This is a genomic window from Enterobacter sp. Ag1 (assembly GCA_000277545.1).
In the GTDB taxonomy this organism is placed as follows: Bacteria; Pseudomonadota; Gammaproteobacteria; order Enterobacterales; family Enterobacteriaceae; genus Cedecea.
In genome coordinates this window covers 250,100-274,661 of record AKXM01000031.1, presented here as the reverse complement: position 1 = coordinate 274,661, position 24,562 = coordinate 250,100, and the positions used below count along the sequence as shown (strand labels likewise).

Below are 24,562 nucleotides of genomic sequence, written 5' to 3'. Positions count from 1 at the left end.
TTCATCGAGATTGATGAGGCCACTGCCGGCATATTCCCGTCAGACACACTCACATCCGGAAAAATGCTTTTAACAGGCCAGGATTTATTTCCGCTGAAGGAGGAACAGATTATTGTCTTGCCTGAAATGATCCCCGCGCTCCTGGTGTAAGGTGTTAGCGTTGCCAGAGATGTCAGCAACGGCAGGATTGTTTCGCAGTCATGAGCACCTGCTTCACTAATCCGACTAAGCGTGGCGGATGCTGGTTGATAGTATTCATCAGTAAGCCTGAGTATACCGCTCACACCAGCAGTCATTGCGCGGTACTGCATCCACAAACCCGAGCATATAAGAATAATACAGAGCATCACCGTTGCTCCGGCAAGGGTCATCCATAACTGAAATGGCCTGGGTGATATTGTTTTCATATGGCTCATTGGCGTTCACAAAGAATAAAACACCATCATAAATACAAAGTTGCTCAAATATCCATTTTTTTAAAGTTAACAGGCTGATGCTCACGCAGGTGATAAATACAAAATTGTGCAATTCATTCAGGTTTCAGTGATATGAGTTTACCTGGAACATCTCCCTCTCGGTTATTGTTGTTTATTCCCACCCGCGCACTTAATATTTTCAAACTGATGCTTGATTAATACAGGCGACATCGATCGATTACCACCTTTTGATAGTCACAGGCTATCATGTGGTTATAATTGATCGTTTTTGACTATCCTTTGATTGTGTGTATAATGATCAAAATACACTGTTGTCGCGAGAATTCTATGTGTAAACAACACCATAGCGTCTGACTGAGATTGTTTATTTTCATCTGTAGCCGTTCTTTTTTTGCTCGTAAGTAATAGCCTGGTTTTTAATCCTGGGAAGGAAAATCACATGGATAAGTGCGCGTGCTGGCCCGAAAATGAGCCTCTTTCTGGAAAGGGGTTCATGGCTATTGCTGAGATAGCGGGCAGAGAAAATCTTTACTTTGTTAATCTTGATGAATTTCCATTTTATATATTTTTAATATGTCCTCAGGTTTTTAATTTAAAAAGGGGCATTGTTATCCCCTGCCAGGCGCTATATCCATTGCCGCTCTTATTATTGACCGAGTTTACCTCTGTATATGCCATATTCCCCTCAGACTGCAGGCCTGAGCGGGTTGCCGGTGAGATTAGGCAGGCACCTGACAACGGAGAAAAAAATATCCAATACTCCGAAACCCGTTTTCTCACGCCTTTTGAATTCAGGCTTCTGCACTTATTCATGCGGGCAGTCAGTATGAAAGATATCCCCTGCACCATTCTATGCACGGCCTGCGTATACCAGGAGCTATCAGAGAAAATGCAGCTCACGCACAAGGGAATGTCCGTTTACATGAAGCGGTGCGGGATATGAAAAACGACGTGATGCTGATTGTATTGACTGAAAACCACTGGTTATACACGGGGCTTGCTGCACTGCTGCCTGAAATGGACTCCCTCCGTATCGGGTTCAGTTCGCCATACCTGCCTCCGGAGGTCAGGGCTGCCGGGCGGGTCATCATCGCGGTGGACAGCCGGATTGTGCTCCGGGGGGAGTGGTCGGCCCTGAATACCCTTCATGCGCTTCGACCAGATGCCATCCTGGTCTGGCTGGCCTGCGAACAGAGCGGCAGGTTATGTCCGTTTGCAAATCAGAGATACCTCTGCGTTAGTCAGCGACAGGATATTACCTCGTTACGCCTGGCTTTACGTCAGTCAGGGCAATACTCACAGGGAAAATTTGCCCGTATCAAAAATATTAACCTGACACTCACCGAACGTCACATGCTGCCGTTTTTTTTGTCAGGGATGAGCATTCATCTGGTTTCCCGTATAACCGGAAAACCCTTAAAGACACTCTACGCACATCGAAAAAAAATTCTTGAGAAGACCGGAATGCGGCAACTGGCATTTCTACAGTTTGTGAATGAACGAAACCAGGGATTACCAGGCATTTTTGGCTTAGAGGGCGTTAATAAATAGAAAACAAATTTGAAGCGGCATGAGGATGCAAGAAGGAAGGGGGGAGCCCCTCCCGATGCAAGCCTCCGTATCGCGCCGTGGAGTGGCCTTCAGAGAAACGGCAGCTGACGCATCACGGCATTGCAACTTACAACCCCCGTTCTCTGGAACTCACTTATTTGTACACAGCCGACGTCCGGACAGAACCGGCGTAATTTATGGAGTCATTTGTGAAGACATCATCCTTAGTTCCCGTGTCGCTGAGAATGCGATTATTTGCCTGGCTAAACATCGCCGTACAGGCAGCCTTTCCCCTGGCGGTCGCTTTTACGCCCGCGGTCGCCGGCACGGCCGGCAGTGACGGACGTTTTCTGCATGAGCAGGCAGTTTCAGCAATGCAGACCCGGGTGTACACCCTTGGTGAAGGGGAGAGCGTTTCGTCCGTTGCCAGAAAATACAATATGTCCGTAGATTCACTGCGTAAACTGAACCAGTTCCGCACTTTCGCTCACGGATTTGACCACCTGCAGGCGGGGGATGAGCTGGACGTTCCTGTGGCTCCGCTCCCGGAAGTTCGCTGGGATGATACGCCGTCAGGGGCGGTTTCAGACAAAAAGGAAAAGGAAGATGATGCGCAGACGAAAGTCGCCGGCTATGCCTCACAGGCCGGTAATTTCATCTCAGCCAGCACCAGAAGCGACGCGGCAGCGTCCATGGCGCGCGGGATGGCGAGCGGTGCTGCCAGTGGTGAAATTCAGCAGTGGCTGAGTCGTTTCGGTACGGCCCGAGTGCAGCTGGATGCGGATAAAAATTTCTCTCTGAAAAACTCACAACTTGACCTGCTTGTCCCGTTGTACGAACAAAAGGACAGGCTTGTTTTTTCTCAGGGCAGCATTCACCGCACCGATGACCGGACTCAGGCTAATCTTGGTGCCGGCGTCCGGCGCTTCTATGATGCATGGATGTTCGGTGCCAACAGCTTTCTCGATTACGACCTGTCCCGGGACCACGCCCGTGCCGGCGCCGGCCTTGAATACTGGCGAGACTTCCTGAAGCTGGGCTTTAACGGATATATCCCCCTGACCGGGTGGAAGGATTCCCCTGACCTGACCGATTACCAGGAGCGTCCGGCCAGAGGCTGGGATGTCAGGGCACAGTACTGGCTTCCGGCGCTGCCGCAGCTCGGCGGCAAGCTGACCTATGAGCAGTACTATGGCAAAGAAGTCGCCCTGTTCGGCATTGACAGTCGACAGCGTGACCCGCACGCCATTACGGCGGGGATTAACTATACGCCGGTGCCGCTGCTGACGTTCAGTGCAGAGCAGCGTCAGGGGGCCGGGTCAAACGCCGAAACACGCTTTGGCGTGGACATGAATTACCAGCTGGGTATGCCCTGGCAGCACCAGATTAATCCGGACGCGGTGGCTGCCATGCGCAGCCTGGCCGGTAGCAGATATGACCTGGTGGAGCGCAATAACAACATCGTGCTGGAGTACCGCAAGAAAGAGGTTATTCGCCTGAAGACGGCCGATCTGGTGACGGGGCATACCGGGGAGCAGAAGTCTCTGGGGGTATCCGTCAACAGCAAGTACGGTCTGGAGCGCATTGACTGGTCGGCTTCATTACTCATCGCCGCGGGAGGAAAAATCGTGCAGAGCGGAGAGGGCTGGGCCGTGGTGATGCCGGTTTACCGGGCTGACGTCAACAGCTATACCGTGCAGGGTGTGGCGGTGGACAGAAAAGGAAACCGCTCAAATCAGGCTGAAACTCAGGTGACGGTGCAGGCGCCTCAGGTCAGCGCGGTGCAGAGTACGTTCACGCCCGCCACCTCTTCGCTGGCTGCGGACGGCAGGAGTGTGCAGGCTCTGACCCTGAGTCTGCGGGACGGGAATAACCAGGCGGTGGACATGGATGTGAAGGACATCAGCCTGAAAAACAGCACGCTGAAAAGCGCCACGGTATCGGCACTGACCCGAAAATCCGCGGGCGTGTACACCGTGACGGTGACGGCGGGCACGGATGTTGAGACGGTGACGTTAACACCGTCGGTAAGTGGCGTCACGCTCTCCCCGGCCGGAGTGACCATCAGCAGCACCACGCCGGATGCGGGACAGTCGGTGTTCACGGCGAGCCCGGAGACCATTGCGGCTGACAACGCGGCCACCTCTACGCTGACACTGGTTGCGAAGGACGCGCAGGGTAACGCCCTGACGGGGCTGAAGGACAGTCTGACATTCACGGTAAAAGACAGCGGTGGTCAGACACTGGCCAGCGGTATCATCACGGAAAGCGCCATCACGGAGAGCAGCACAGCGGGTACCTACACGGCTACCCTGAAGGGGACCACGGCGGGTCAATATACCGTGGTGCCGGAGTACAACGGTACCGCGATAGGCAGTCTGAGTGCAACGGTGACGCTGACGGCCACCACGCCGGACCAGAGCCAGTCCCTCATCGCGCGGGACAAGGACACCTACGTCTCAGGCGACGACATCACCATCAAGGTGACGCTGAAGGACAGGAACGGCACGGCCCTGACGGGCGATGCGGGCCTGCTGACCACCTCCACGGTGACGGTGCCGAACGCAACGCTTAAAACGGACAGCAGCTGGAAGGACAACAGCGACGGAACCTACACGGCGACGTACACGGCAGGGACGATGAGCACAGACAATCAGGCATCGCTGAAGCTTGCCGGGTGGGACACGCCGCCGAAGTCTGAGAAGTATGCCATTACGCTGAGAGATGAGGCCCCCGCATCCATCAATACGCATGTCAATGCTTACACCTTTACACAGACCAGTGAAGAGGGGACATTCCCGACCACCGGCTTTACCGGGGCGACGTTCACCATCGTGCCGAAGGACAGCAAGAGCGCGACTGACTACACATGGAAATCCGACGCCAGCTGGGTATCAGTGGCCAGTGGAGTGGTGAAGTTCACCGGCACGGGGACGGGCAGTAAAGTGACCATCACCGGCACCCCGACCAGTGGTCAGGGGAAAATCATTAAGTACAGCTTCACGCTTAAGAGCTGGTTCATAAATAGCGGAGCTACAACTAATACCTGGGCTGAGGCAAACACGTACTGCTCATCGCAGTCAGGGTATAGTATGCCAACGGTTCTACAGATGACCGCCAGCAAACTAGGAACCGTTTCAAAACGCAGTGCGATAGGCCATCTGTGGAATGAGTGGGGTGACATGTCTTCGTATAGTAAAGGGTTCAGCTCAGCATTCTCCTGGACATCAGATGAGTATGACAGCACAGCGCACTACGTGGTTACGCTCGGCAATGGGAACGTGAACTACCGGGATAACGATAAACAATCCGCGGTAGTCAGGGATGTAGCCGTCGTGTGTCGTCAGGGTCTTTAGCATTTAGTCTTTAGTTTTTAACCTTTGGTTTTTATTTTTAATGATGATTTTTTATTCACCCCCGCGCTCCCGCGGGGGTGAATGAGGAGAATGAATGATGGAGATAAAGGAGAAGCTGGCGCTGAGCGCCCGTCCGGGCTGCCTGACGCTGCGGGCTCAGGTTGCGGATTTGCTCATAAAGCCGGCGGCACTGCTGAAGGTGTTTATTTCTGGCGCGGGGGGCGATGGCCTGCATCCCGGCCTGCGTGAACCACAACACCCACAATTGCTGAAAACCGATAATGGCTCTTAATTTGCAGGGAAAATGCTGGACAAATGGGTGTACGAAAGAGGGATCCGCATCGACTTCTCACGACCGGGAACGCCCACGGACAATACGACCGTGGAGTCGTTCAACGGCAGACTGCGGCAGGAGTGCCTGAACGAAAACTGGTTCATGTCGCTGGAGGATGCCCGGTGCAAAATCGAAGCCTGGCGCATATACTATAACCAGAGACGTCCTCATTCTGCGCTGGGCTGGATGACCCCGTCCGAATTTGCTGAAAAGTCTGCCGGTTGCCAGAACATGCAACCAACATGAAGCCGGTTATTCCTGATTATGACTGGAGCATATTCGGGGTCAATCTTACTTTAGGCCAACAAGTCAGTCATCATAGAAAAGGGGGCAGTGTAGTGAATTAAATTTCGTGATTTAAAATAATGATGTTACACCAATAGCTTTCAATAATATTAACTGTGATCTCTTACTGATTGACTGCACTATCCTCCACGCAGCAGAGCGTAAATAACAAATTAAAAGTATATTGATTCAATTGCGTATCATTAGATATTAAAGAAACGTAAAATATTGACGCGTACAGAAACATCCAGTAACTTGATTGAGGTGTATGATGGTATCAATTTTACTTTTAAGGATAAATTATGAGCGCATGGAAAAAAACTAACGTACGCATTTTGTTGTGGGCGACTTTCATTGGTGGTGCGATAAGCTCATTAGTTAAATCAGGTACTGAAGTTAATATGCCACCTCGTCTCGCAGGGGAAGTTTCTCCTCCCGCGTTGAACATTGATGCCTGGTTGGGCTGGCTGGGGGTTAACTCGCACTCGATGGATTACATATACCAAGGAATTACTATTCCCGGTGCTGTAATGCTCTATCATTGGCTATTTAGTTTTATCTTTGCTGGCATTTATATTTTACTCTCAGCTTATGTGCCAAAAGTTAGACTTTGGTATGGTGCGGCTTATGGAGTCATCATTACGTTTGTTATGCACGGATTCCTTATACCTGCACTGGGTTTCCGTTATCCAGTTTACCTTGGCGGAAAAACTGGTTGGCTGTGGAATTTGAACGGTTACGAATTCTGGAGTGAACTATTAGGGCATATTTGTTGGTCTGTATCAATTGAGTTTAGCCTCATTGCAGTATTGGCAATTTTTTCTCGGCCTATTATTGGTGTATGGACGAAAGATATCGTTAAGTAAATATATTTGGCAGGCTTAGGCCTGCCAAGGATAGATTTTTACAGTATGGTAGTGGGGTTTTATTATTGTACGAGTGAAAATGTTTCCAGAACTATAGTTACCCAGCCAAGTGTGTTTTTGTTAGTTTAGTTAAAGTGAGTTATTTTAAAGTTAACAGCTTGCATTTAATCTCTTTGAAGGGGTGTCAGTTTAATCAAATCTTGTTTTTATCTTTTTTACGAAGAATGATTTTCCGCATGTCCCAAGGTTAATATTCAAAATTAACGAATTTCAATTTATTTAACTAGTTTTTTTTCAATTTTCGTAACTTTCAAAAAATTAAATGTAAATTGATATTGTTGCATATACATATCTAAATATGGCTATATGAAATATATCCTTTGATTTTTTTAGTCTTATCCTGCAAGGGGGGTGTAACTTCCGCTGTAATAAAGTAATTTCCTGAAAACAGATCTCATTTGTAGCCCTTGAGTAGTAATTAATTTCTTTTTTTTCTAATTTGAAAATTGGCATCATTTATTTGTGATGGCGCGCAGTCTGGAGTCTGAATATTGATGTGGATCATTAATTATATTTTTTTGTGTAAGGAGCGATTTTTATTTTGCAATTAATTCAGCATATCAATTTTTTTGTTTTAACCACTTTAAGTATACGGCGATTAATTTATTATAAAATACTGGGTATCTACAGAACTATAGTTCACTAGCGCAACAAACTTTATTGGCCTGTGATGCTAAATAATAAATTATAATTATTATTTAATGTTTTTACTTTTTGTGCTGTTGTTTGCTATTGATTTTTATGTAAATAGATGAGAGTGTTCACGCTCGTCAATATATGAAACAGTTATTAAGTAGTTGTGTGATTTTATTGTATAATGAGGATGAAGGATGATTTTAATTACCAAACATGTTGAAAAAGGTTTTGAATATGGAGCTGAAATTAAAGGTTTACAACAGAATACAGCATCTCTATAAAGTTATCTCAAGAGATAGTCTATTTATTCCTGCAGTTGAAACGCATTGTAGGCTTATGATTGAAGAGTTCAAGAAAGATAGGTTATATTATAAATATATATTTAGTAATAATCGCTTTGTCATTTCGACTGTGACTGCATCTGTTTTTTTTAATAAGGATGAAGCTTTTTTGTCTGACGTTGTGAGCGAGTGTTTGACTACGGGGTTGGTTAGTCATAATACAATTACATCTTTGTTGTTGTTATTTAATGTTAGTGGAAGGATTTCACTTAGGGAGAGTGATAATGACAAAAGGAAAAAAAGTTTTAAGATAACAAGAAAAGGTAGGTTAGATATTATAAAATTGTTGAACACAATGGTTCCTGCACTAAGCTTGATGTTTGAAGGCCCATATAATCCTAAGATTATATCTGATGATCAGATTTCTGTTTTTTTTAAATCATACGCAAAAATCCACAGATCTTCACTATTTATTATTAATTTTGTCAATGATTTGGATGTTTTTATTTCAAAAGATTCAGGCCATATGATTCTTGTTTATCTCTATATGCTTGCCATAGAGGATAATAAGCCAAAAGCGATATTAAGCTTAGTATCTAAAGAATGTGGTGTTTCTAGAACGCACTTGAGAAATATACTAATTGCGGCCGAAGAAATAAATATGCTCTCTTTTAACAAAAAAACTGGTGAGATAACTATTTATGAGTCTTTTGTTAAAATGTTTACTTCGTATATGGCTTATTACTTTTCTTTCGTGCAGTTTGGGCTGGAAGGCGGGCATCTTTCAGACAATGCTGATTAAGTCTGTTCTGGCTATTATTATAATGACTCATCTCTGTATGATTTTTTTAGGTTGGCGCCTCCAGAGAGGCGCTTTAGAGTTCTACCGTATTCCTTCTTGTCAGAAGGCGTATTTCACTCCCAGCATACCCTGAGTGTCCCGGTAACTACCTGACCCCATCTGTTGCGCCACGTTGCCCCATGCGCTCAGATTTTCGCTTATGTGGCCCTCAACACCAGTTTTTAGCTCTGCCACATTGCGTTGCCCCTGAAGATATGCACTGCTTTCACCCATCTTCACGCCATAATCCTTCGCGGTATAAACCCAGTTTGCTTCCACAAAAGGTTCAAACTGACGGAAGGAACCTTTGTCATGATGGCTCTGTCCGGTCATTGACAAGCGTACACCCAGGCGTGTCTGGACGTTATCACTTCCCCTGCCTTCCACTTTCGTACCGTTGACTTCCGTGTGATTATCGGCTTTCACGCCGGACCATAGCACCTGTGCCTGGGGCGTTATGTAAACGTTGTTTTCCATTCCGCCGGAGGTTCTGTATGAACCCGTATGGAAAACATACCCCGTTTCCAGTGACGCGCTCAGACCTTTTGATTTGTACTTCTCATACGCCAGTTCATCACCTTTAACGGAGTTATCGAACCAGTTCCATGCCATCCAGCTGTCTGCATACAGGCCGGTTTTGTCCTTCGAATTCTGGTGCCAGGTGCTGTAGACACCAGCGCTGTAACCCCACACAGAGCCTTTTGAGTTATAACCGGACAAAGTGTTACGGGAATTACTGTACTGTTTACCGTAGCCGCCCATCAGACCAAGATGCCACGCATCGTCGTTGCCGGTGCTGCCGTTGAAGATATCTGCCCCCATCTGGAAGACTATCCGGTTTGCGGCGTATTTTGACTGACCGTCCGAGACATGTCCTTCCGTATGGCCCCCCACAGAGCGTACCCACAGACTACTTTCGTGACGCTCTCCGGTGGCCAGGTTTGTGTATATCATGCCACTTTGACGGTCTTTGAGACGCATGTTGAACATTGTTGCGGCTGCCTGAAGGTTGGCGGCGTAATTTCCTCGCTCAGGACGATAAGTGTGTCCGGTATCAGCATTGTTATGAGTTCCATTACTATTACCGTTATTATCGTTATTGCCGTTATTATCGTTATTGCCGTTATTACCGTTATTACCGTTATTACCGTTATTACCGTTATTACCGTTATTACCGTTATTACCGTTATTACCGTTATTACCGTTATTGCCGTTATTGCCGTTATTGCCGTTATTGCCGTTATTACCGTTATTACCGTTATTACCGTTATTATTTTCACTCTGACTGGTGAGATACCAGTTATTGTTATTCATGCCGGAAGGGGTACCCTGCTGGAGATGATACTCATAACTGCCGGCTACAATTCGCCCTTTCTGAATAAAGGCACCGGAGGCGGAGTTACCGGTGGAAATAACTTCAATTCCCTCCAGGGTCTGTGCCCCGATACCGCCTTCGTTGGCGACCCTGATGTAGGTGGTGCCGGAAGCATTCCCGCTGATGGTCAGCTTATCTGTCAGGCTGTCATCGCCACCCAGCACAGTTCCGAGAGAAACTGTACCGCCATTTCCGGTCCAGTCGCCTTCCACGGCCAGGGTCTGGCCCGCATTAGTGGCTCCGTTATTAATCATTACCAGTCCGCTGTTAATCATGTCACCGTACAGTGTTACTGCTTTCGGCAGTGCATCTGCGCCGGTATCATTAATTAATACGGTACCACTGTTGTTCAGTGTGGTGACGGTCTGGCTGTTGCCGCTGAGATTAAGGGTCGCACCTTCAGCTACCGTCACACCGGAGGTGGAGGCAAAAGTATCCTCAACACCGGTTTTAAGTGTGCCGCGGCTGACCGTAGTAGTACCTGTGTAAGTGTTGGTTCCGGATAAAATAAAGCTGCCTTCACCATTTTTACTTATGCCTCCCCTGCCAGAAATCTTGCCTGAAAATGTGGTAGCGGTGCCAGCAGTATTATTTTCCGTGAGGGTATTATCGCCTAGTAGAATCTCTCCTTTTCCGGATAGGGCATTTACTTGCTGATTGTAACCTCCAAGATCTAAACTGGCACCAGAGTTAACGACCAAGCTGTGGGAGGTCATGATTGCATTTTCCACACCCGTCTTGAGCGTTCCTTTCTCAATCAGAGTATCGCCAGTATAAGTATTGTTACCGCCTAAAATCAGCGTTCCATCTCCTAATTTTTGTAGGCTGCCCGTACCTGCTATAATGCCTGAAAGTGACATGCCTACACTGTTAGTGTCTAATGAAGAGATACTATTTCCATTTAGATTGATATCGATGCTGGATGTTAGCGTCGATTTGTATGCCTGAAGGATTCCACCGTCGAGAGTAAAAAGGGGTGGAATACTGCTTCCCCCATAAACAATGCCGTTCTGCCCGCCAATGGACAGTTTGCCGCCATTGGAAATGATCATCTCCGTAGTGCCAGCAGAACTTGTCGCAAGGTATAATTTGTCTGCAACGGTGATGCTTGCTCCGTCGGTAACCGTAGTTTTGGCTGTACCTTCATCTGCGCCGAGATAGAAAGTATTAACATTTAACGCTGAGCCCTCACCCATGACGGTAATAGCGGTGTCAGAATTGTCATTGCTGTTACCGGCAGCGAGCATATCTGCATTGACAATGCCACCATTAGATATATTGAGATATCCAGTTCCACCTCGGCCGTAACCAGTCCCCCCCATACTTAGTAATGCTCCATTAGAGACATTAACAATACCTCCATCGGATACGTTTAGTTCTCCGATAAAACCTTGAGATCCAATTGTTAATTGCTGAAATGGGGTGCCGGCCGCATCGCGGCCAGGCTTTACAGTCAGAGCTGAACCATTTCCCTGTACGTTAATCGTGCCTTCAGCGCCATATCCGGTGTAAACATCAAACGAGTTAACCTTGCCGCCATCGATAATGTTGAGAATATTGTTTTTACCTCCTCCAGCATTACCAACACGGATCTGGGGGCTGGTTAGTGAGGAGCCATTTCCGGAAACTACAATATATGACGACAGACTGTTATCGCTTCCAATGAAAATATTTTGCTCTGCTAACACAGTTGCACCATTTTGCACCTGCATATAAGCTTCTTTATCGCCCGATGCAGCACCGTTACCGATACTTATGGTGCCGCTTAGCGGTAATGTATTAGTATACTTTGCGGCAATTGATGTGCCCGATCCTGTAACAACAAAATTTGATGAGGTATTATATTTTTCACTGTACGTGAGAAAGCTTGCAAATTCTCTTGAACCACTTTCGTATACAGTGTCACTTGATGCTGAAACTCCAAAGTTTATTCCATAAGCGATCATGGAAATCGACATGGCAATTTTTTTAATTTTCAAAGCATATTCCTTAAGCTCTGGTGTTAATGAGTGGGTAATTTATAATTGATACTCTGGTGTTTTTATTTTTATGAGGTTGCTTTGAATCTTTGCAAAAAAAAATATTAATGTATTAGCATTATCAGATAGGGGGGCATGCTCCTTTTCTTATGGCGCTTTCAGGTAAGCTACCGCCCGTTACTATACCAAGTACACTAGGGAAAATAATTATCAATACTTGTGGCGAGTTACTATCAATGAACATGCATTTATTTGCGCCTTATTCATCCTCATATGAAGAGTTCACGTATGTGAGTTCATTCCCAGACGAGAGTACAAAGAATACCAAATTAAATAAATGTCAAAAAAAAGCACCAAAGTTTGTTACTGAAAGTTATTGACATTACGAAAAAATGTATTTTATTCCCCGTGAGCTTGGTGAACCTTAAGGTTGTATTATTTAGGAGAGATGTTTTATGAGAAAAATTTAGAGAATTCAAGTGGATTGGTAAGTAATATCATTGAGTTATGAGGTTGATGTTTCTATTCCCCCAGTTGTCTTGGTTCATCGACTCCTTAGCCTCTATATATTAAGGCGCAACTTCATCGTTAAATTTATTTTTGGGTGCTCATTTATCACTCAATAGATAAAGCGCTAACGCATATAGATTAACCCGCTCCAAGTGAGAAGAATTGTTACATCTGGTTATTTACCAGACTCTACGCGATAGTTTTCGGAATAGTTCCCGTTATTTCATATGTTCACTAATTTATGTTTAAATACTTGAGCATTGTTCCCTTGATTCCCTTTTCTTAAACATGTTTATAGTTACCCGGCTTGATTAACGCTTTCCCCTGCGATGTTCGATAAGCGTTGGCATCCCGCAAAGAATAAGCGCAGCCGCAATACTCCTGCTGATAAAACTGCTCGCGTTTGCAGATCTCTACCGTGCGCGCGGAGCCACCTTGCTTACGCCAGTTGTGGGTCCAGTAAAACATTCCCGGATGACGCGCCGCTGCTCGCTGGCCGCATTCGCAAACCTGCTGAAAATTCTTCCAGCGTGAAATTCCCAGCGAACTGCAAATCGCCTCGAAGCCGTGTTCAGCCGCGTACAGCGCGGTGCGCTCCAGGCGCATATCAAAACAGGCCGTACAGCGCGCGCCGCGCTCGGGTTCCCATTCCATACCTTTCATGCGCGCAAACCAGTTATCGGCATCATAATCCGCGTCGATGAAGGGCACGCCGTGTTGCCCGGCAAACCGCTTATTCTCCTCCTTACGGATGAGATACTCCTTTTGCGGATGGATATTGGGATTGTAGAAAAAAATCGTAAAGTCGATATCCGAGGCAAGCAAAGCCTCGATGACTTCGGAAGAGCAGGGCGCGCAGCAGGTATGCAATAACAGCTTGTTTGCACCGTCCGGCAGCACAAGCTTCGGGCGCTTAAATTCGGTGGTTGTCATGATATGTTGGCGGAAAGAAGGAAAACGGCGTGGATTGTACCACTAAAATTGTGGTCAATGGGCTTTGCCAGCTTAAGGTGAGGCGGGAGACTGCTTCTCCCACCTTAGCTAACAGTTATTCCTGCCCTGATAAATGCATCCCGACGTACCGCTCATAGCGGCTTTTTTTCAGGAACGTTAAATCCACCAGCACCAGCCCATCGACGCAGTTGTTGAAGGCCGGGTCGCTGCCAAAATCAATAAACTGCACACCGCCCGGCTCGCAGAGTTCCGAATATTGCTTATACAGCGTCGGGATGCCGCAGCCCATATTGCTGAGCAGGGATTTTAACCGAGTCAGATCTTCGCCGTAATCCTCTCCCTTGAACTGCGCCAGCACGTCGGGGAGGCTTGCCGGGTAAGGGCTGCGGGACGAGGCCAGCGGATGGCTCGCCGGGAACCACAGCCGATAAAAGGCGACAAGCAGATCGCGTGCGTCCGGCGGCAGGCCACCGGAAATAGATACCGGGCCGAACAGGTAGCGATATTGCGGGTAACGGGCCAGGTAAGCGCCAATCCCCGACCATAAATAGTCCAGGCCACGGCGGCCCCAGTAGCGAGGTTGAATAAAGCTGCGCCCCAGCTCGATGCCGTGCTGCAGCACATCGTCCATTTTTTCGTCGTAGTGGAACAGGCTATAGCTGTAAAGCCCGTCTAAACCGCGTTTTTTGATCTGCTGAGCGGTAGGCATAAAGCGGTAGGCGCCGACGATCTCCAGGTCCTGCTCATCCCAAAGGATTAAATGCAGGTAATCGTCATCATACCTGTCGAGATCCCGGCGTTTGCCGCAGCCTTCACCTACGGCGCGAAATGCTATCTCACGCAGGCGACCAAGCTCGCGCAGCAGCGGAGCCTCTTCTTTGGTGTCGTTTCGCTGCCAAAGATAAATCACTTTATCGTCGGCGGTTCGGCCCAGACACTCGGCTTTAGCCAGCTCCCGGCGCAGCGTGGCCCGGTCTTCCGCCCGGGCAATCGCGCTTTCCGTTGTGAATTTGCCGGACAGCCCTTTACCCAGCAGCTGAACGTGCTGGCGGCACTTTTTAGCCAGTTCGCGCGGGATTTGCTGTGGACTATGCCAGCTTTCCCAGGGAATGCGCTGGCCAAGCGTGATTGGCAAAGTGGAGTTGCGGCGGCGGAACATTTGCTGCATCAGCAGCAGCAACGGCAGCGCAGGGGAAACCATCGTGCCAGCATAAAACAGGGCGCTGTTACGCGCGTGGATAAAGGCCGGCAGAAGCGGCACGCGGTACTTCGCGGCAAGCTTAATGAAGCCGGTGTGCCAGTGTCCTTCGGCAATGCCTTCCCGGGATAAACGAGACACTTCTCCCGCCGGGAAAAAGATCAGTACGCCGCCGTTTTGCAGCTGCTGTTCCATCTGCACAAGCGATGATTTAGGCGTGCGGCCATTGATATTGTCGACCGGGATAAACAGAGAACTCAGCGGTTCGAGGTGATTGAGCAGGCGATTGGTGACGACTTTAACATCGCGGCGGACGCGGGAAACGGCATACAGCAGCGCCAGTCCATCAAGCGTGCCCGTTGGATGGTTGGACATCATCACCACGGGGCCACTTTCAGGGATATTTTCTAATTCACGGGGAGAGATATTACAGCGGATTTGCAGGTGGTCCAGTACCTGTTCGACCATGTCGAGGCCACGAAGATGAGGGTATTGCCCGGCAAAGGCCTGAAACTCTTCCTCATGCAGCAGGCGTCTTAACAGATTTTTTTGCCAGGGTGCAGGCTTAGCCTGAGGCCAAAGATCGTCAAGTACGTTATCGATACTAAACATGTCAGCTCCTCCTAACTTCCTGTTGGTGAAAGTATAAGCAAAAGATGAAGTTTTCGTGTCAGTGAGGTGATGTTTCAGGGATACGCGCAGAAGCGGTGCCGATTTTTTATTCCGCAGTGATACATCGATGGGGGGTTAACGCGATTTTGGGCTTAGGTAATGGGGTAAACCCTGATGAGTTGTAGGTTAATGGCGAGTGTTTCGTGAAAAAGCGTGATTTTTATTTAATTAATTGTTTTTAATGAATTTTAATTTTGGTTGTTTGAGATTTTATTGTCAAGATGAAAGCGCATTTAATGAGATTTTTATCATGAAAAATGAGAGTTAAGTCGATTTTTAATCTAAAAACCCTCTATTAGACACTAAAGTTACTCTTCGTCCTGATGATTTTTCAACGATCTACGCTAAAGTAGCCGCCGCTGGCTAACGACCAGCCTATGATTAAAAATCTGCAACCGAACGCCGGGAACGGCGTTTTATCAACACCGCATCAAAAAAAAGATAACCTATGGGAGTTCACAGATGAGTCACTCTGCGACGAAAACAAAAACATTTTTCGGGCATCCGTACCCGTTAAGTTCGCTCTTCCTCACCGAAATGTGGGAACGTTTTTCTTTCTACGGGGTTCGCCCGCTGCTCATTCTGTTTATGAGCGCCGCGCTGCTTCAGGGCGGGATGGGGCTGCCGATTGAGCAGGCATCCGCCATTGTCGGGATCTTCGCCGGCGGTGTGTATATCACGTCTTTACCGGGCGGCTGGCTGGCCGATAACTGGCTCGGGCAGCGCCGCGCCGTCTGGTATGGCTCGCTGATTATTGCCCTCGGCCACCTCTCGATTGCGCTGTCGGCATTCGTGGGCAACACCTTCTTCTTTGTCGGCCTGCTGCTGATCGTCCTGGGAACCGGGCTGTTCAAAACCTGTATTACCGTCATGGTCGGCACGCTGTACAAAAAAGAAGATACCCGCCGCGACGGGGGCTTCTCGCTGTTTTACATGGGCATCAATATGGGCTCGTTTATTGCCCCGCTGATCATCGGCCCGCTGCATGAAAAATACGGCTGGCATATGGGCTTTGGCCTGGGTGGCTTAGGGATGCTGGTTGCGCTGTTCATCTTCCGCTTCTACGCCATTCCGCAAATGCGCCGCTACGACAAAGAAGTCGGCCTGGATTCCACCTGGAACCGCCCGACGACCGAGCGTAAAAACGTCGGTAAATGGGTGACGCTTGCCATGGCGCTGCTTGCCGGGCTGGTGGTACTTATCTCCAATGGTACGATTCCGTTCAACCCGACGGTGATAGCGAAAAGCTCCGCCTACATCATTTCTACCTGCGTGGGCCTCTACTTCCTGTTTATGTTCTTCTTTGCGGGCTTAACCAGCAGCGAGCGTTCGCGCCTGCTGGCCTGCCTGATCCTGCTGATTGCGGCGGCGTTCTTCTGGTCTGCCTTTGAGCAGAAGCCGACCTCCTTCAACATCTTTGCGCGTGACTATACCGACCGCCAGATGGGCAGCTTTGAAATCCCGACGATCTGGTTCCAGTCGATCAACGCGCTGTTTATTATCCTGTTAGCCCCGGTCTTCAGCTGGTTCTGGCCGTCGCTGGCTAAGCGTAATTTGAACCCGAGCAGCATGACGAAATTCGTTATCGGCATTCTGTTTGCGGCGGCAGGTTTTGCGGTGATGATGGCGGCGGCAAACCAGGTGCTGGCGACGCAGAGCGGCGTTTCTCCGTTCTGGCTGGTAGGGAGCATCCTGCTGCTGACCCTCGGTGAGCTGTGTCTGAGCCCAATCGGCCTCGCGACCATGACGCTGCTGGCACCGCAGAAAATGCGCGGCCAGGTGATGGGGCTGTGGTTCTGCGCCAGCGCGCTGGGTAACCTGGCGGCGGGTATTATGGGCGGGCACATCAAAAAAGATCAGCTTAGCTTGATGCCGGAGCTGTTCTCCCACGTCTCTATCGCCCTGGTTATCTGCGCCGTTGTGCTGGCCGCGCTGATTATTCCGGTCAGAAACATGCTGAGAAACGCGGATGCCAACGAAGCTAAATAACGGTTTTTAAGCACCTGGCCCGGTAGCCTTTATGGGGTACCGGGCCTTTTTATTTTGTGGGCCGCTACTGCACATCAGTCGAACGACTTACCGTTTCCCACGCCTCAATATCTGCTTCCATTCGCTCAAGCTTCTCTTTGACGAAGGTAACGGCGTCGCTGCCCAGGAGCAGGGTTGCCGGTGGATGAGGGCTGTCGATAAGCGCCAAAATTGCTTTGGCGGCTTTGATCGGATCGCCCGGCTGCTGCCCGCTGCGTTTCTGGCGCGCGTCGCGAATCGGGCCGAAGCTCTGGTCATAATCGCTGATGCTGCGCGGGCTTCGCACCATAGATCGCCCGGCCCAGTCGGTTCTGAAGGAACCGGGCTGCACGGCGGTGACCGCGATATTAAAAGGCAGGAGCTCTTTGCTCAGCGTTTCGGAGATGCCCTGCAGGGCAAATTTGCTGCCGCAGTAGTAGCTGATACCGGGCAGGGTGATAAAGCCGCCCATCGAAGTGATATTGATAATATGGCCCGTACGACGAGTGCGGAACCCAGGCAAAAAGGCTTTTATCATCGCGACGGCGCCAAATACGTTGACGTTGAACTGGTGAATCAGTTCGCTCATCGGGGATTCTTCCATCACCCCCTCGTGCCCGTAGCCTGCGTTGTTGACGAGTACATCAATAGCGCCAATCTCCTGTTCCACCGAAGCCGCCAGCGGGGCTGCGGCATCAAAGTCGGTGACGTCCAGAATTCGGGCAAAACACTTGCCGGGTGCCAGCGCCTCAAAGGCTTCCTTCGCCTGGTGATTACGCACGGTTCCAACCACGCGGTGTCCGGCTTTCAGGGCTTCTTCTGCCAGCGAACGGCCAAAGCCGCTGCTGACGCCGGTAATTAAAAATAACTTCGACTGGCTCATTATTATGTCCTCCGTTAATGGGAGGTAAATCGTAGGGCTGGAAGGACTGAGTGAGTAGCCTGGATCCTCTCTGATGTTTGCCTATTCCTATGAGGTGTCTGGACGAGGTGAGGTTTCACTGCCAGACTCTGCCAACATTTCCCTTGGCCAGATGAACCGCTATGACAAACGCCAGCCTTCTGGCCAGTAAACAAATGGTTGAGCTTCTGGATCGGTTAACCCCGCATGAAGGCTACAATCTCACCGCGCTGAACGAAGTCCGTTTCTTACGCTCTAATCGCCCGCTGATGCGAACCCCGGTTCTTTATGAGCCCGGCATTGTGATTGTGGTGCAGGGGCGTAAACGGGGTTTTTTAGGTGAGGATGTCTATTTATATGATGCCCAGCACTACCTGATGGTTTCCGTGCCCGTGCCGTTCACCATGGAAACGGAGGCCAGCGCCGAAGAACCCATGCTGGCTATCTACATGAGGTTAGACTTTACGCTGGCTGCGGAGGTGATGCTCGCGCTCGATGGCCGAGGCATTGAGCTGGCCTGCGAGCCACGCAGCATGATGTCCAGCCCGATGGACGAAGCGATGAGCGCCTCCGTACTGCGTTTCCTCCAGGTGATGTCGACGCCGCTGGATGCCGATCTCTTGGGGCCGGCTATGATGCGGGAGATTTATTATCGGGTACTGACGGGCGCGCAGGGGCAGACGTTACGCAGCGCGCTGACGATGCAGGGGCAGTTTGGCAAAGTGGCGAAGGCGCTGCGCAAGCTTCATGCTGAATTTAATGCGCATCTGGACGTTGATGCTCTGGCAAAAGAAGCGGGCATGAGCGTGCCCACTTTCCACAGCCATTTCAAAGCGGTGACCAACACTTCCCCCATGCAATATCTCAAATCCACAAGACTGCATCAGGCGAGATTGTTGATGCTGCGAAACGATCTGACCGCTTCGGCGGCCAGCGCCCGCGTGGGCTACGAAAGTGTGTCGCAGTTCAGCCGCGAATTTAAGCGTCTTTTTGGGCTCACGCCGCTTAGCGAGGTGGCGCGCATGCGGCAGCATTTTTCCATGCCGGCCCCGCTTGCAGAGTCGGCATTTATCTCTTCCCACTGAAGAGGTTAGTACCGGTATTTCTTATCCAGAATTCGGCAGGTTGTATAAGCCCCGGCGGCGCAGAGCAGCGCGGGGGCAAAATAGCCGTGATCCATATGGGTAAACTCCATCACCAGCGCCACGGCGGTGATTGGCATCTGCATCGAAGCGGCTAAAAACGCCGCGCCACCGACCAGCGCAAAGCTGCCCACGTCCCCGCCAGGGAAGACAAACTGCCAGACCACCGCCAGCAGCAGGCTTAGCAAAGCGCCCACCGTTAAGCCCGGCGTCAGCAGCCCACCCTCAGCGCCGCCTCGCAGGACGGCGAGGATCACCAGCATTTTCAGCGCCAGCAAAATCGCCGCGAAGTTAAAGCTCAGGCCGTTGCTGATGGCAAGCTGCATCGGACCTTTGCCGTTGCCCGGCAGCTGCGGGAACCACAGGCTAAGCACGGCCAGCAGCGCAAAGGCCAGCAGGCAAAATACCGGCATCTGCCAGTTAGTTTTTACCTGCGTTCTCACGCTTGTTGTCGCCTTGCGGAACAGCCAGGCTGCATAACCGAGCAGCGGGCTGGCAACAATGGCCCAGGCGATAAACGCGTGGGGAAGCGCAAAAGAAGCGAAGTGATACTGCGACTCATCCCCCAGCCCCAGCGTGGCGACCCAGGCCGCTACTGCCGAAGTGATAACCGCCGCCAGCGCTTTCTCCCAGCTGAACGAGATCAGCAGCACTTCCAGCGTGAACAGCGCTCCGGCAAGGGGCACGTTATACACCGCAGCCAGGCCCGCGCCCGCGCCGCAGGCAATCAGCGTCCGGGTTTCATCCGGCTGCAGGCTGAACTTCCGGGCGAGGAGCCCGGCCGCCAGCGCGCCCATTTCCCGAGGGGCCACTTCACGCCCGAGCGGGGAACCCAGCGCAACGGTAATGATTTGCAGCAAAGCATGAACAGTGGTGGTGCCCGTAGGCATCGGCACGGCAGGATTTGCCACGGCGGCAGCGATAGACACTCTTTTCTTGCCGTAACGCGCGAGCAGCCACCAGCCAAATCCGGCGACGGCCCCGCCGCCAAGAATCGCCGCGACCCGGCGTAAATGCGTGGCGTCCGTCACGCCCTCAAGGAACGTCTCGCTCCCAACCAGTTGGTCAATGCTGTAGCCAAAAGCCAGGTGCTGAATAGCGTGTAAAATCAGCGCGAGAAGCATCCCCGCGATGCCGGCAAGAATGCCGGTAAGTACGACCGCAATCAGGCGCACAAGGTAGTGTTTAGCGTCAGCCTGGTCAGCTTGCTGGGTCATATTGGGATCCTTAACGCGGGAAAATTCGATGATAAGGGAGAAGAATTAAACAGTTAGTATAAATGTAGCATTCATCCGGCCCGAATCTCTCTCACCTTTCCCCACGCAGATTGCCCTTGTTTAACTCGCTTTCTGGCATGCCGCAAGCAGCATGCCTGCCACAGCGGCAGCGCCCAGCAGCCGGAAAGCCGTTGCCCACTGTGTTATATCGGGAGCCTGCCCGAGCACGACGGAAAGCACCGCCAGCATCATTGCCCCGGCCATATACTGGCTGGTGGCCATCAGGGCGCTGGCGCGTCCCTGTTGATCAAGCGGGGTGGATGACAGCCCCACAGCGAACATCGCCGGGAAGATGAGCCCGTGGCCAAGCCCGCTTAAGGCGATACCACTGATAAATACTGCAGACAGCGGGGACGCCACCCCGACGGACAGCAGCCCCAGCCCCAGTGCCGAACAGGCAAACCCGACGGCCAAAACCGTGGCGCTGGCGTAACGGGCCGTCAGGCGGGTAAAAAGAGTATTGCCCGCGACGATTAATAGCGCGAGCGGCGTGAACATCAGCCCGGTGGTAACGGCATCCTGCTGCAGCGTCTGCTGCCAGAATAGCGTCATGGCATAAAACTGGCTCCCCACGCTTGCCATATAACAGGCGCTGCTGAGCCAGCCCGTTTGCAGGCCCAGCAGAGCGCGAAGCGAGCGGGCCAGTAAAGGCTGAGGGGCGTAGCGCTCGTGCAGAATAAACAGGATCCCCATGGCAACGGCGAAGCGGTTGGCAATATAGTCAGGCTGCCCGGTTTCGCCATAGCGCATCAGCGCCCAGACCAGTGCCCCGGCGGCGAAGCACCCGACCAGCGACCCGATGCCCGTCTGCTGTTTTTCGCCCTGCGTGCTGAGCGGGAGATAATCCCGGCGAACCAGCCACAGCGCAAGCAGCCCCGGCGGAATGTTAATAAAGAAAATGGTTCGCCAGTCCAGCGCGGCCAGGATCCCGCCCAGTATCACGCCCGCAACCAGACCCAGCGCGCCGATGGCGCTCCATATCGCCAGCGCCCGTCGGTGCGCCTCGCCGTGAAACCGCTGCGCCATCAGCGCCAGTACCGCAGGCTGCAACAACGCTGCCGCCATCCCCTGTCCGCAGCGGGCAATGAGCAGCAGCGTGCCGCCCTGCGCCAGCCCACCAACCGCTGACGAGAGTAAAAACAGCGCCATGCCGAAGCTGAACATCCGGCGTGCCCCCAGCCGGTCGCAGAGGCTGCCGCCCGCCAGCAAGAGGGCGGCAAACGTCAGGCCATACAGGGAAACCACCCACTGCATCTCGCTGAGAGAAAGATTCAGGCTCTGCGCCAGCGTGGGGAGCGCGACGTAGACAATTGCATAGTCCAGCGCAATCAGCGCCTGTGCAATGCCGGGCGCGGATAAAGCGCGCCAGGACCCGGCGGCGGGTTTCGCATAAGTTTGTGTCATCGGCGTTTCCTGCTATTTTCTCTGTGATGAATCATTTTCATCATTTGATGAGCGTGAATAACAGGCTAAGCCTTTGTTTATGGTGCAATCAAAATCATATAATTCAGCCAAGGATGAGTTAAATTCACTCATGAAAAATCGTCGACTCCCGCCACTCACGGCCATTCGGGCCTTTGATGCCGTGGCACGCCACGCCAGCTTTAAAGCGGCAGCGGAAGAAATTGGCGTGACGCCCACCGCCATCAGCCACCAAATTCGCCTGCTGGAAGATTCGCTGGAGCAGCGATTATTCACTCGCTCTGCTCGGGGCGTGGCGCTGACTGCGGCGGGGGAGATTCTGTTTCGCGCCTCCGGAAACATGTTCACCATGCTGCGCGAGGCCGTTGAGTCCATAGCTACAATATCTCAGCCCGGCACGCTCACGCTCAGCACTACTTCGAACTTCCTGACTAACTGGCTGGTGCCGCGTTTACCGTCTTTACATCAGCAGCATCCCTCGCTGGAGCTGCGCTTTCACAGCGGCGTAGCGCTGGCCGATCTCCACGGAAAAATGGCGGACTGTGCGGTGCGTTACAGCATGCAGGCCGATGAATCTCTCGACAGCACGCTGCTGCATAGCGACAGCTTTGTGCTGGTGGCAAGCCCGCAGCTAAAGCTCAGGAGCGTGAAGGATCTCGCGGGGATGACGCTGTTTCATATTGATAACCGGCATGTGCCCAGCCCGGAACCCAGCTGGCAGCACTGGAAATCCGTCTTTGGGCCTGAAGATTTGGATGTGCAGAGCGGCATTCATTTTGACGACGAAACCCATGCGATTCAGGCGGCGATAGCCGGGCAGGGGATTTTGCTGGCAAGCGAGCTGCTGATTCGCCGGGCGCTGCAGCAGGGCTTGCTGCATATTGCGCTGCCGGGCGCGCTGCCTGGGGCGAACTATTATTTTGTGACCAGCCACGAAAAGGCCCGGAGAGAAGATGTGCGGCAGGTTAGGGCGTGGTTGCAGCAGGTGTTTGAGGCAGGTGGCTGATGATTGCCCCTCACCCTAACCCTCTCCCCAAAGGGGAGAGGGGATTGGATCGAGTTTGGTTTCTCCCCTTTCCCCGGAGCGTACAGGAGGGATGAGGGGGACTGGATCGAGCAGAGATTTTCCGTCGGTTTTCCCCCTCTTCCTTCCAGGGAGAGGGCCGGGGTGAGGGTCTGGTTATTCCCCGGATTCCCACCGTTTCAACAGCAGGCTTGCATTCACGCCGCCAAAACCAAACCCGTTCGACAGCGCATAGCGCAGCGTCTGCGGCCGGGCGGTAAGCGCCACCAGATCCAGCCCGGCCGCCTCTTCATCGGGGTGATGCAGATTCAGCGTCGGCGGCACAACCTGGTCACGCAATGCCTGAATAGTAAATATAGCCTCGATGCCGCCCGCGGCGCCCAGCAGGTGGCCGGTGGCGGATTTCGTTGACGTCACAGCCACCGGAAGCGTGCCGAAAAGCGCTTTAATCGCCGCCAGCTCGCCTTTGTCGCCGACCTGCGTCGAGGTTGCGTGCGCGTTGATATGGTCAACATCCGCGGCTGCAATGCCGGCCTGGCGAAGGGCCGCCTCCATTGCTCGCCTTGCGCCGTTGCCGTCTTCCGGCCCGGCGGTCAAATGCCAGGCATCCGCGCTAGTGCCGTACCCGACCAGCTCAGCCAGCGGCGTTGCGCCACGAGCCATGGCGTGTTCCAGGGATTCAATCACGATAAGCCCGGCGCCTTCGCCCATCACAAAACCGTCCCGGTCACGGTCGAACGGGCGTGAGGCGGCTTCGGGATTGTCGTTGGAGGCGGTAGACAGCGCGCGTGCGGCAGCAAATCCGGCCAGGCTGACGCGGTGAATGGCCGCTTCTGCGCCGCCGCAAAGGGCAATATCAGCCTCGCCGCTGCGGATCAAGCGGGCGGCATCGCCAATGGCCTGGGCTCCGGCGGCACAGGCGGTCACCGGGGCACCAATCGGCCCACGAAAGCCGTGCGCAATGGACACATGCCCGGCGGCAAGGTTGGCGAGGAAAGAGGGGATGGTAAACGGCGACAGGCGACGTGGCCCGCGCTCGTCCGTGGTGCGCACTGCATTGGCTATTTCGCTGAAGCCGCCGATCCCGGTGGCAATCACCGTTGCGGTACGATCTTTCTCTTCCTGCGAAGCTGGAGACCAGCCCGCCTGGGCGAGCGCTTCATGGGCGGCAACCAGTGCAAACTCGATGAACCGATCCATCTTTTTACGTTCTTTGGCGGAGATCGTCGCCAGCGGATCAAAGCCGTGCTCAGGATCCTGTTCTACGGACGGCACCTGACCGGCCACTTTGCAGGGGATATCTGCCACGACGTTCTCATCCAGCGCCGAGATGCCGGATTTTCCCGCCAGCAGCGACGGCCAGACATGCTGCACGCCACAGCCCAGCGGGCTGACGATACCCATACCTGTGACCACAATCCTTTTCGCTGAAACGCCCATCATTATTCTCCTGA

At 51.8% G+C, this 24,562-nt stretch carries 16 protein-coding genes and 1 pseudogene; 9 read left to right on the top strand and 8 right to left on the bottom strand.

Going from position 1 to position 24,562, the window contains the following annotated elements; all coding sequences use genetic code 11:
* A partial coding sequence (locus tag A936_RS23960; RefSeq protein WP_353591820.1) for a CSS-motif domain-containing protein occupies positions 1-296 on the bottom strand: 296 nt, incomplete at its 3' end.
* Between the two features lie 580 nt (positions 297-876).
* On the opposite strand from A936_RS23960, the gene A936_RS13230 reads away from it, so the two are divergent.
* The 6 genes and pseudogenes from A936_RS13230 (at position 877) to A936_RS13200 (ending at position 8,608) form a co-directional block, all read left to right on the top strand.
* Positions 877-1,380, top strand: coding sequence for a hypothetical protein (locus A936_RS13230; protein ID WP_008458550.1), 504 nt, complete (start codon positions 877-879; stop codon positions 1,378-1,380).
* Positions 1,377-1,988, top strand: a complete 612-nt coding sequence (locus A936_RS13225) for a helix-turn-helix domain-containing protein (RefSeq protein ID WP_008458549.1) — start codon at positions 1,377-1,379, stop codon at positions 1,986-1,988. Before A936_RS13230 ends, A936_RS13225 begins: the two co-directional genes overlap by 4 nt.
* Before the next feature lie 209 nt (positions 1,989-2,197).
* Positions 2,198-5,344: an inverse autotransporter beta domain-containing protein gene (locus A936_RS13220; protein ID WP_237717582.1), complete on the top strand. Its 3,147-nt coding sequence runs from the start codon at positions 2,198-2,200 to the stop codon at positions 5,342-5,344.
* Between the two features lie 259 nt (positions 5,345-5,603).
* Positions 5,604-5,924, top strand: a pseudogene (locus A936_RS13210) (integrase core domain-containing protein); the annotation flags it as partial.
* A gap of 341 nt (positions 5,925-6,265) precedes the next feature.
* Positions 6,266-6,829, top strand: coding sequence for a DUF1440 domain-containing protein (locus tag A936_RS13205; RefSeq protein ID WP_008458541.1), 564 nt, complete (start codon positions 6,266-6,268; stop codon positions 6,827-6,829).
* A 930-nt stretch (positions 6,830-7,759) separates the two neighbouring features.
* Positions 7,760-8,608: a hypothetical protein gene (locus A936_RS13200; protein ID WP_157141414.1), complete on the top strand. Its 849-nt coding sequence runs from the start codon at positions 7,760-7,762 to the stop codon at positions 8,606-8,608.
* A gap of 99 nt (positions 8,609-8,707) precedes the next feature.
* Here A936_RS13200 and A936_RS13195 read toward each other — a convergent pair whose 3' ends face one another.
* The 3 genes from A936_RS13195 to olsF all read right to left on the bottom strand — a co-directional run bounded on the left by A936_RS13195 (position 8,708) and on the right by olsF (position 15,275).
* Positions 8,708-12,001 (bottom strand): autotransporter outer membrane beta-barrel domain-containing protein, encoded by a 3,294-nt coding sequence (locus A936_RS13195; RefSeq protein ID WP_083845850.1) that lies wholly within the window; start codon positions 11,999-12,001, stop codon positions 8,708-8,710.
* Positions 12,002-12,793: 792 nt separating this feature from the next.
* Positions 12,794-13,444 (bottom strand): epoxyqueuosine reductase QueH, encoded by a 651-nt coding sequence (locus A936_RS13190; RefSeq protein ID WP_008458534.1) that lies wholly within the window; start codon positions 13,442-13,444, stop codon positions 12,794-12,796.
* A 115-nt stretch (positions 13,445-13,559) separates the two neighbouring features.
* Positions 13,560-15,275: a bifunctional ornithine lipid synthase OlsF gene (olsF, locus tag A936_RS13185; protein ID WP_008458533.1), complete on the bottom strand. Its 1,716-nt coding sequence runs from the start codon at positions 15,273-15,275 to the stop codon at positions 13,560-13,562.
* Between the two features lie 522 nt (positions 15,276-15,797).
* Between olsF and A936_RS13180 the strand changes: the two genes are divergently transcribed.
* Complete coding sequence (locus A936_RS13180; RefSeq protein WP_008458531.1) at positions 15,798-17,324, top strand: peptide MFS transporter; 1,527 nt, start codon at positions 15,798-15,800, stop codon at positions 17,322-17,324.
* Between the two features lie 64 nt (positions 17,325-17,388).
* On the opposite strand, the gene A936_RS13175 is transcribed toward A936_RS13180, so the two are convergent.
* Positions 17,389-18,225 (bottom strand): oxidoreductase, encoded by an 837-nt coding sequence (locus A936_RS13175; RefSeq protein ID WP_008458529.1) that lies wholly within the window; start codon positions 18,223-18,225, stop codon positions 17,389-17,391.
* 161 nt (positions 18,226-18,386) lie between these two features.
* Between A936_RS13175 and A936_RS13170 the strand changes: the two genes are divergently transcribed.
* A complete protein-coding gene (locus tag A936_RS13170) occupies positions 18,387-19,328 on the top strand; it encodes an AraC family transcriptional regulator (RefSeq protein ID WP_008458527.1) in 942 nt (313 codons plus the stop codon).
* 5 nt (positions 19,329-19,333) lie between these two features.
* On the opposite strand, the gene A936_RS13165 is transcribed toward A936_RS13170, so the two are convergent.
* Positions 19,334-20,602 carry a chloride channel protein gene (locus tag A936_RS13165; protein WP_008458525.1) on the bottom strand — a complete coding sequence of 423 codons (1,269 nt, stop codon included), beginning with the start codon at positions 20,600-20,602 and terminating at the stop codon, positions 19,334-19,336.
* A 120-nt stretch (positions 20,603-20,722) separates the two neighbouring features.
* Complete coding sequence (locus A936_RS13160; protein ID WP_008458523.1) at positions 20,723-22,066, bottom strand: MFS transporter; 1,344 nt, start codon at positions 22,064-22,066, stop codon at positions 20,723-20,725.
* A gap of 130 nt (positions 22,067-22,196) precedes the next feature.
* On the opposite strand from A936_RS13160, the gene A936_RS13155 reads away from it, so the two are divergent.
* A complete protein-coding gene (locus A936_RS13155) occupies positions 22,197-23,090 on the top strand; it encodes a LysR substrate-binding domain-containing protein (protein ID WP_008458521.1) in 894 nt (297 codons plus the stop codon).
* A gap of 174 nt (positions 23,091-23,264) precedes the next feature.
* Here A936_RS13155 and fabF read toward each other — a convergent pair whose 3' ends face one another.
* Positions 23,265-24,548, bottom strand: a complete 1,284-nt coding sequence (gene fabF / locus A936_RS13150; RefSeq protein WP_034809070.1) for a beta-ketoacyl-ACP synthase II — start codon at positions 24,546-24,548, stop codon at positions 23,265-23,267.
* Positions 24,549-24,562: the final 14 nt, after the last annotated feature.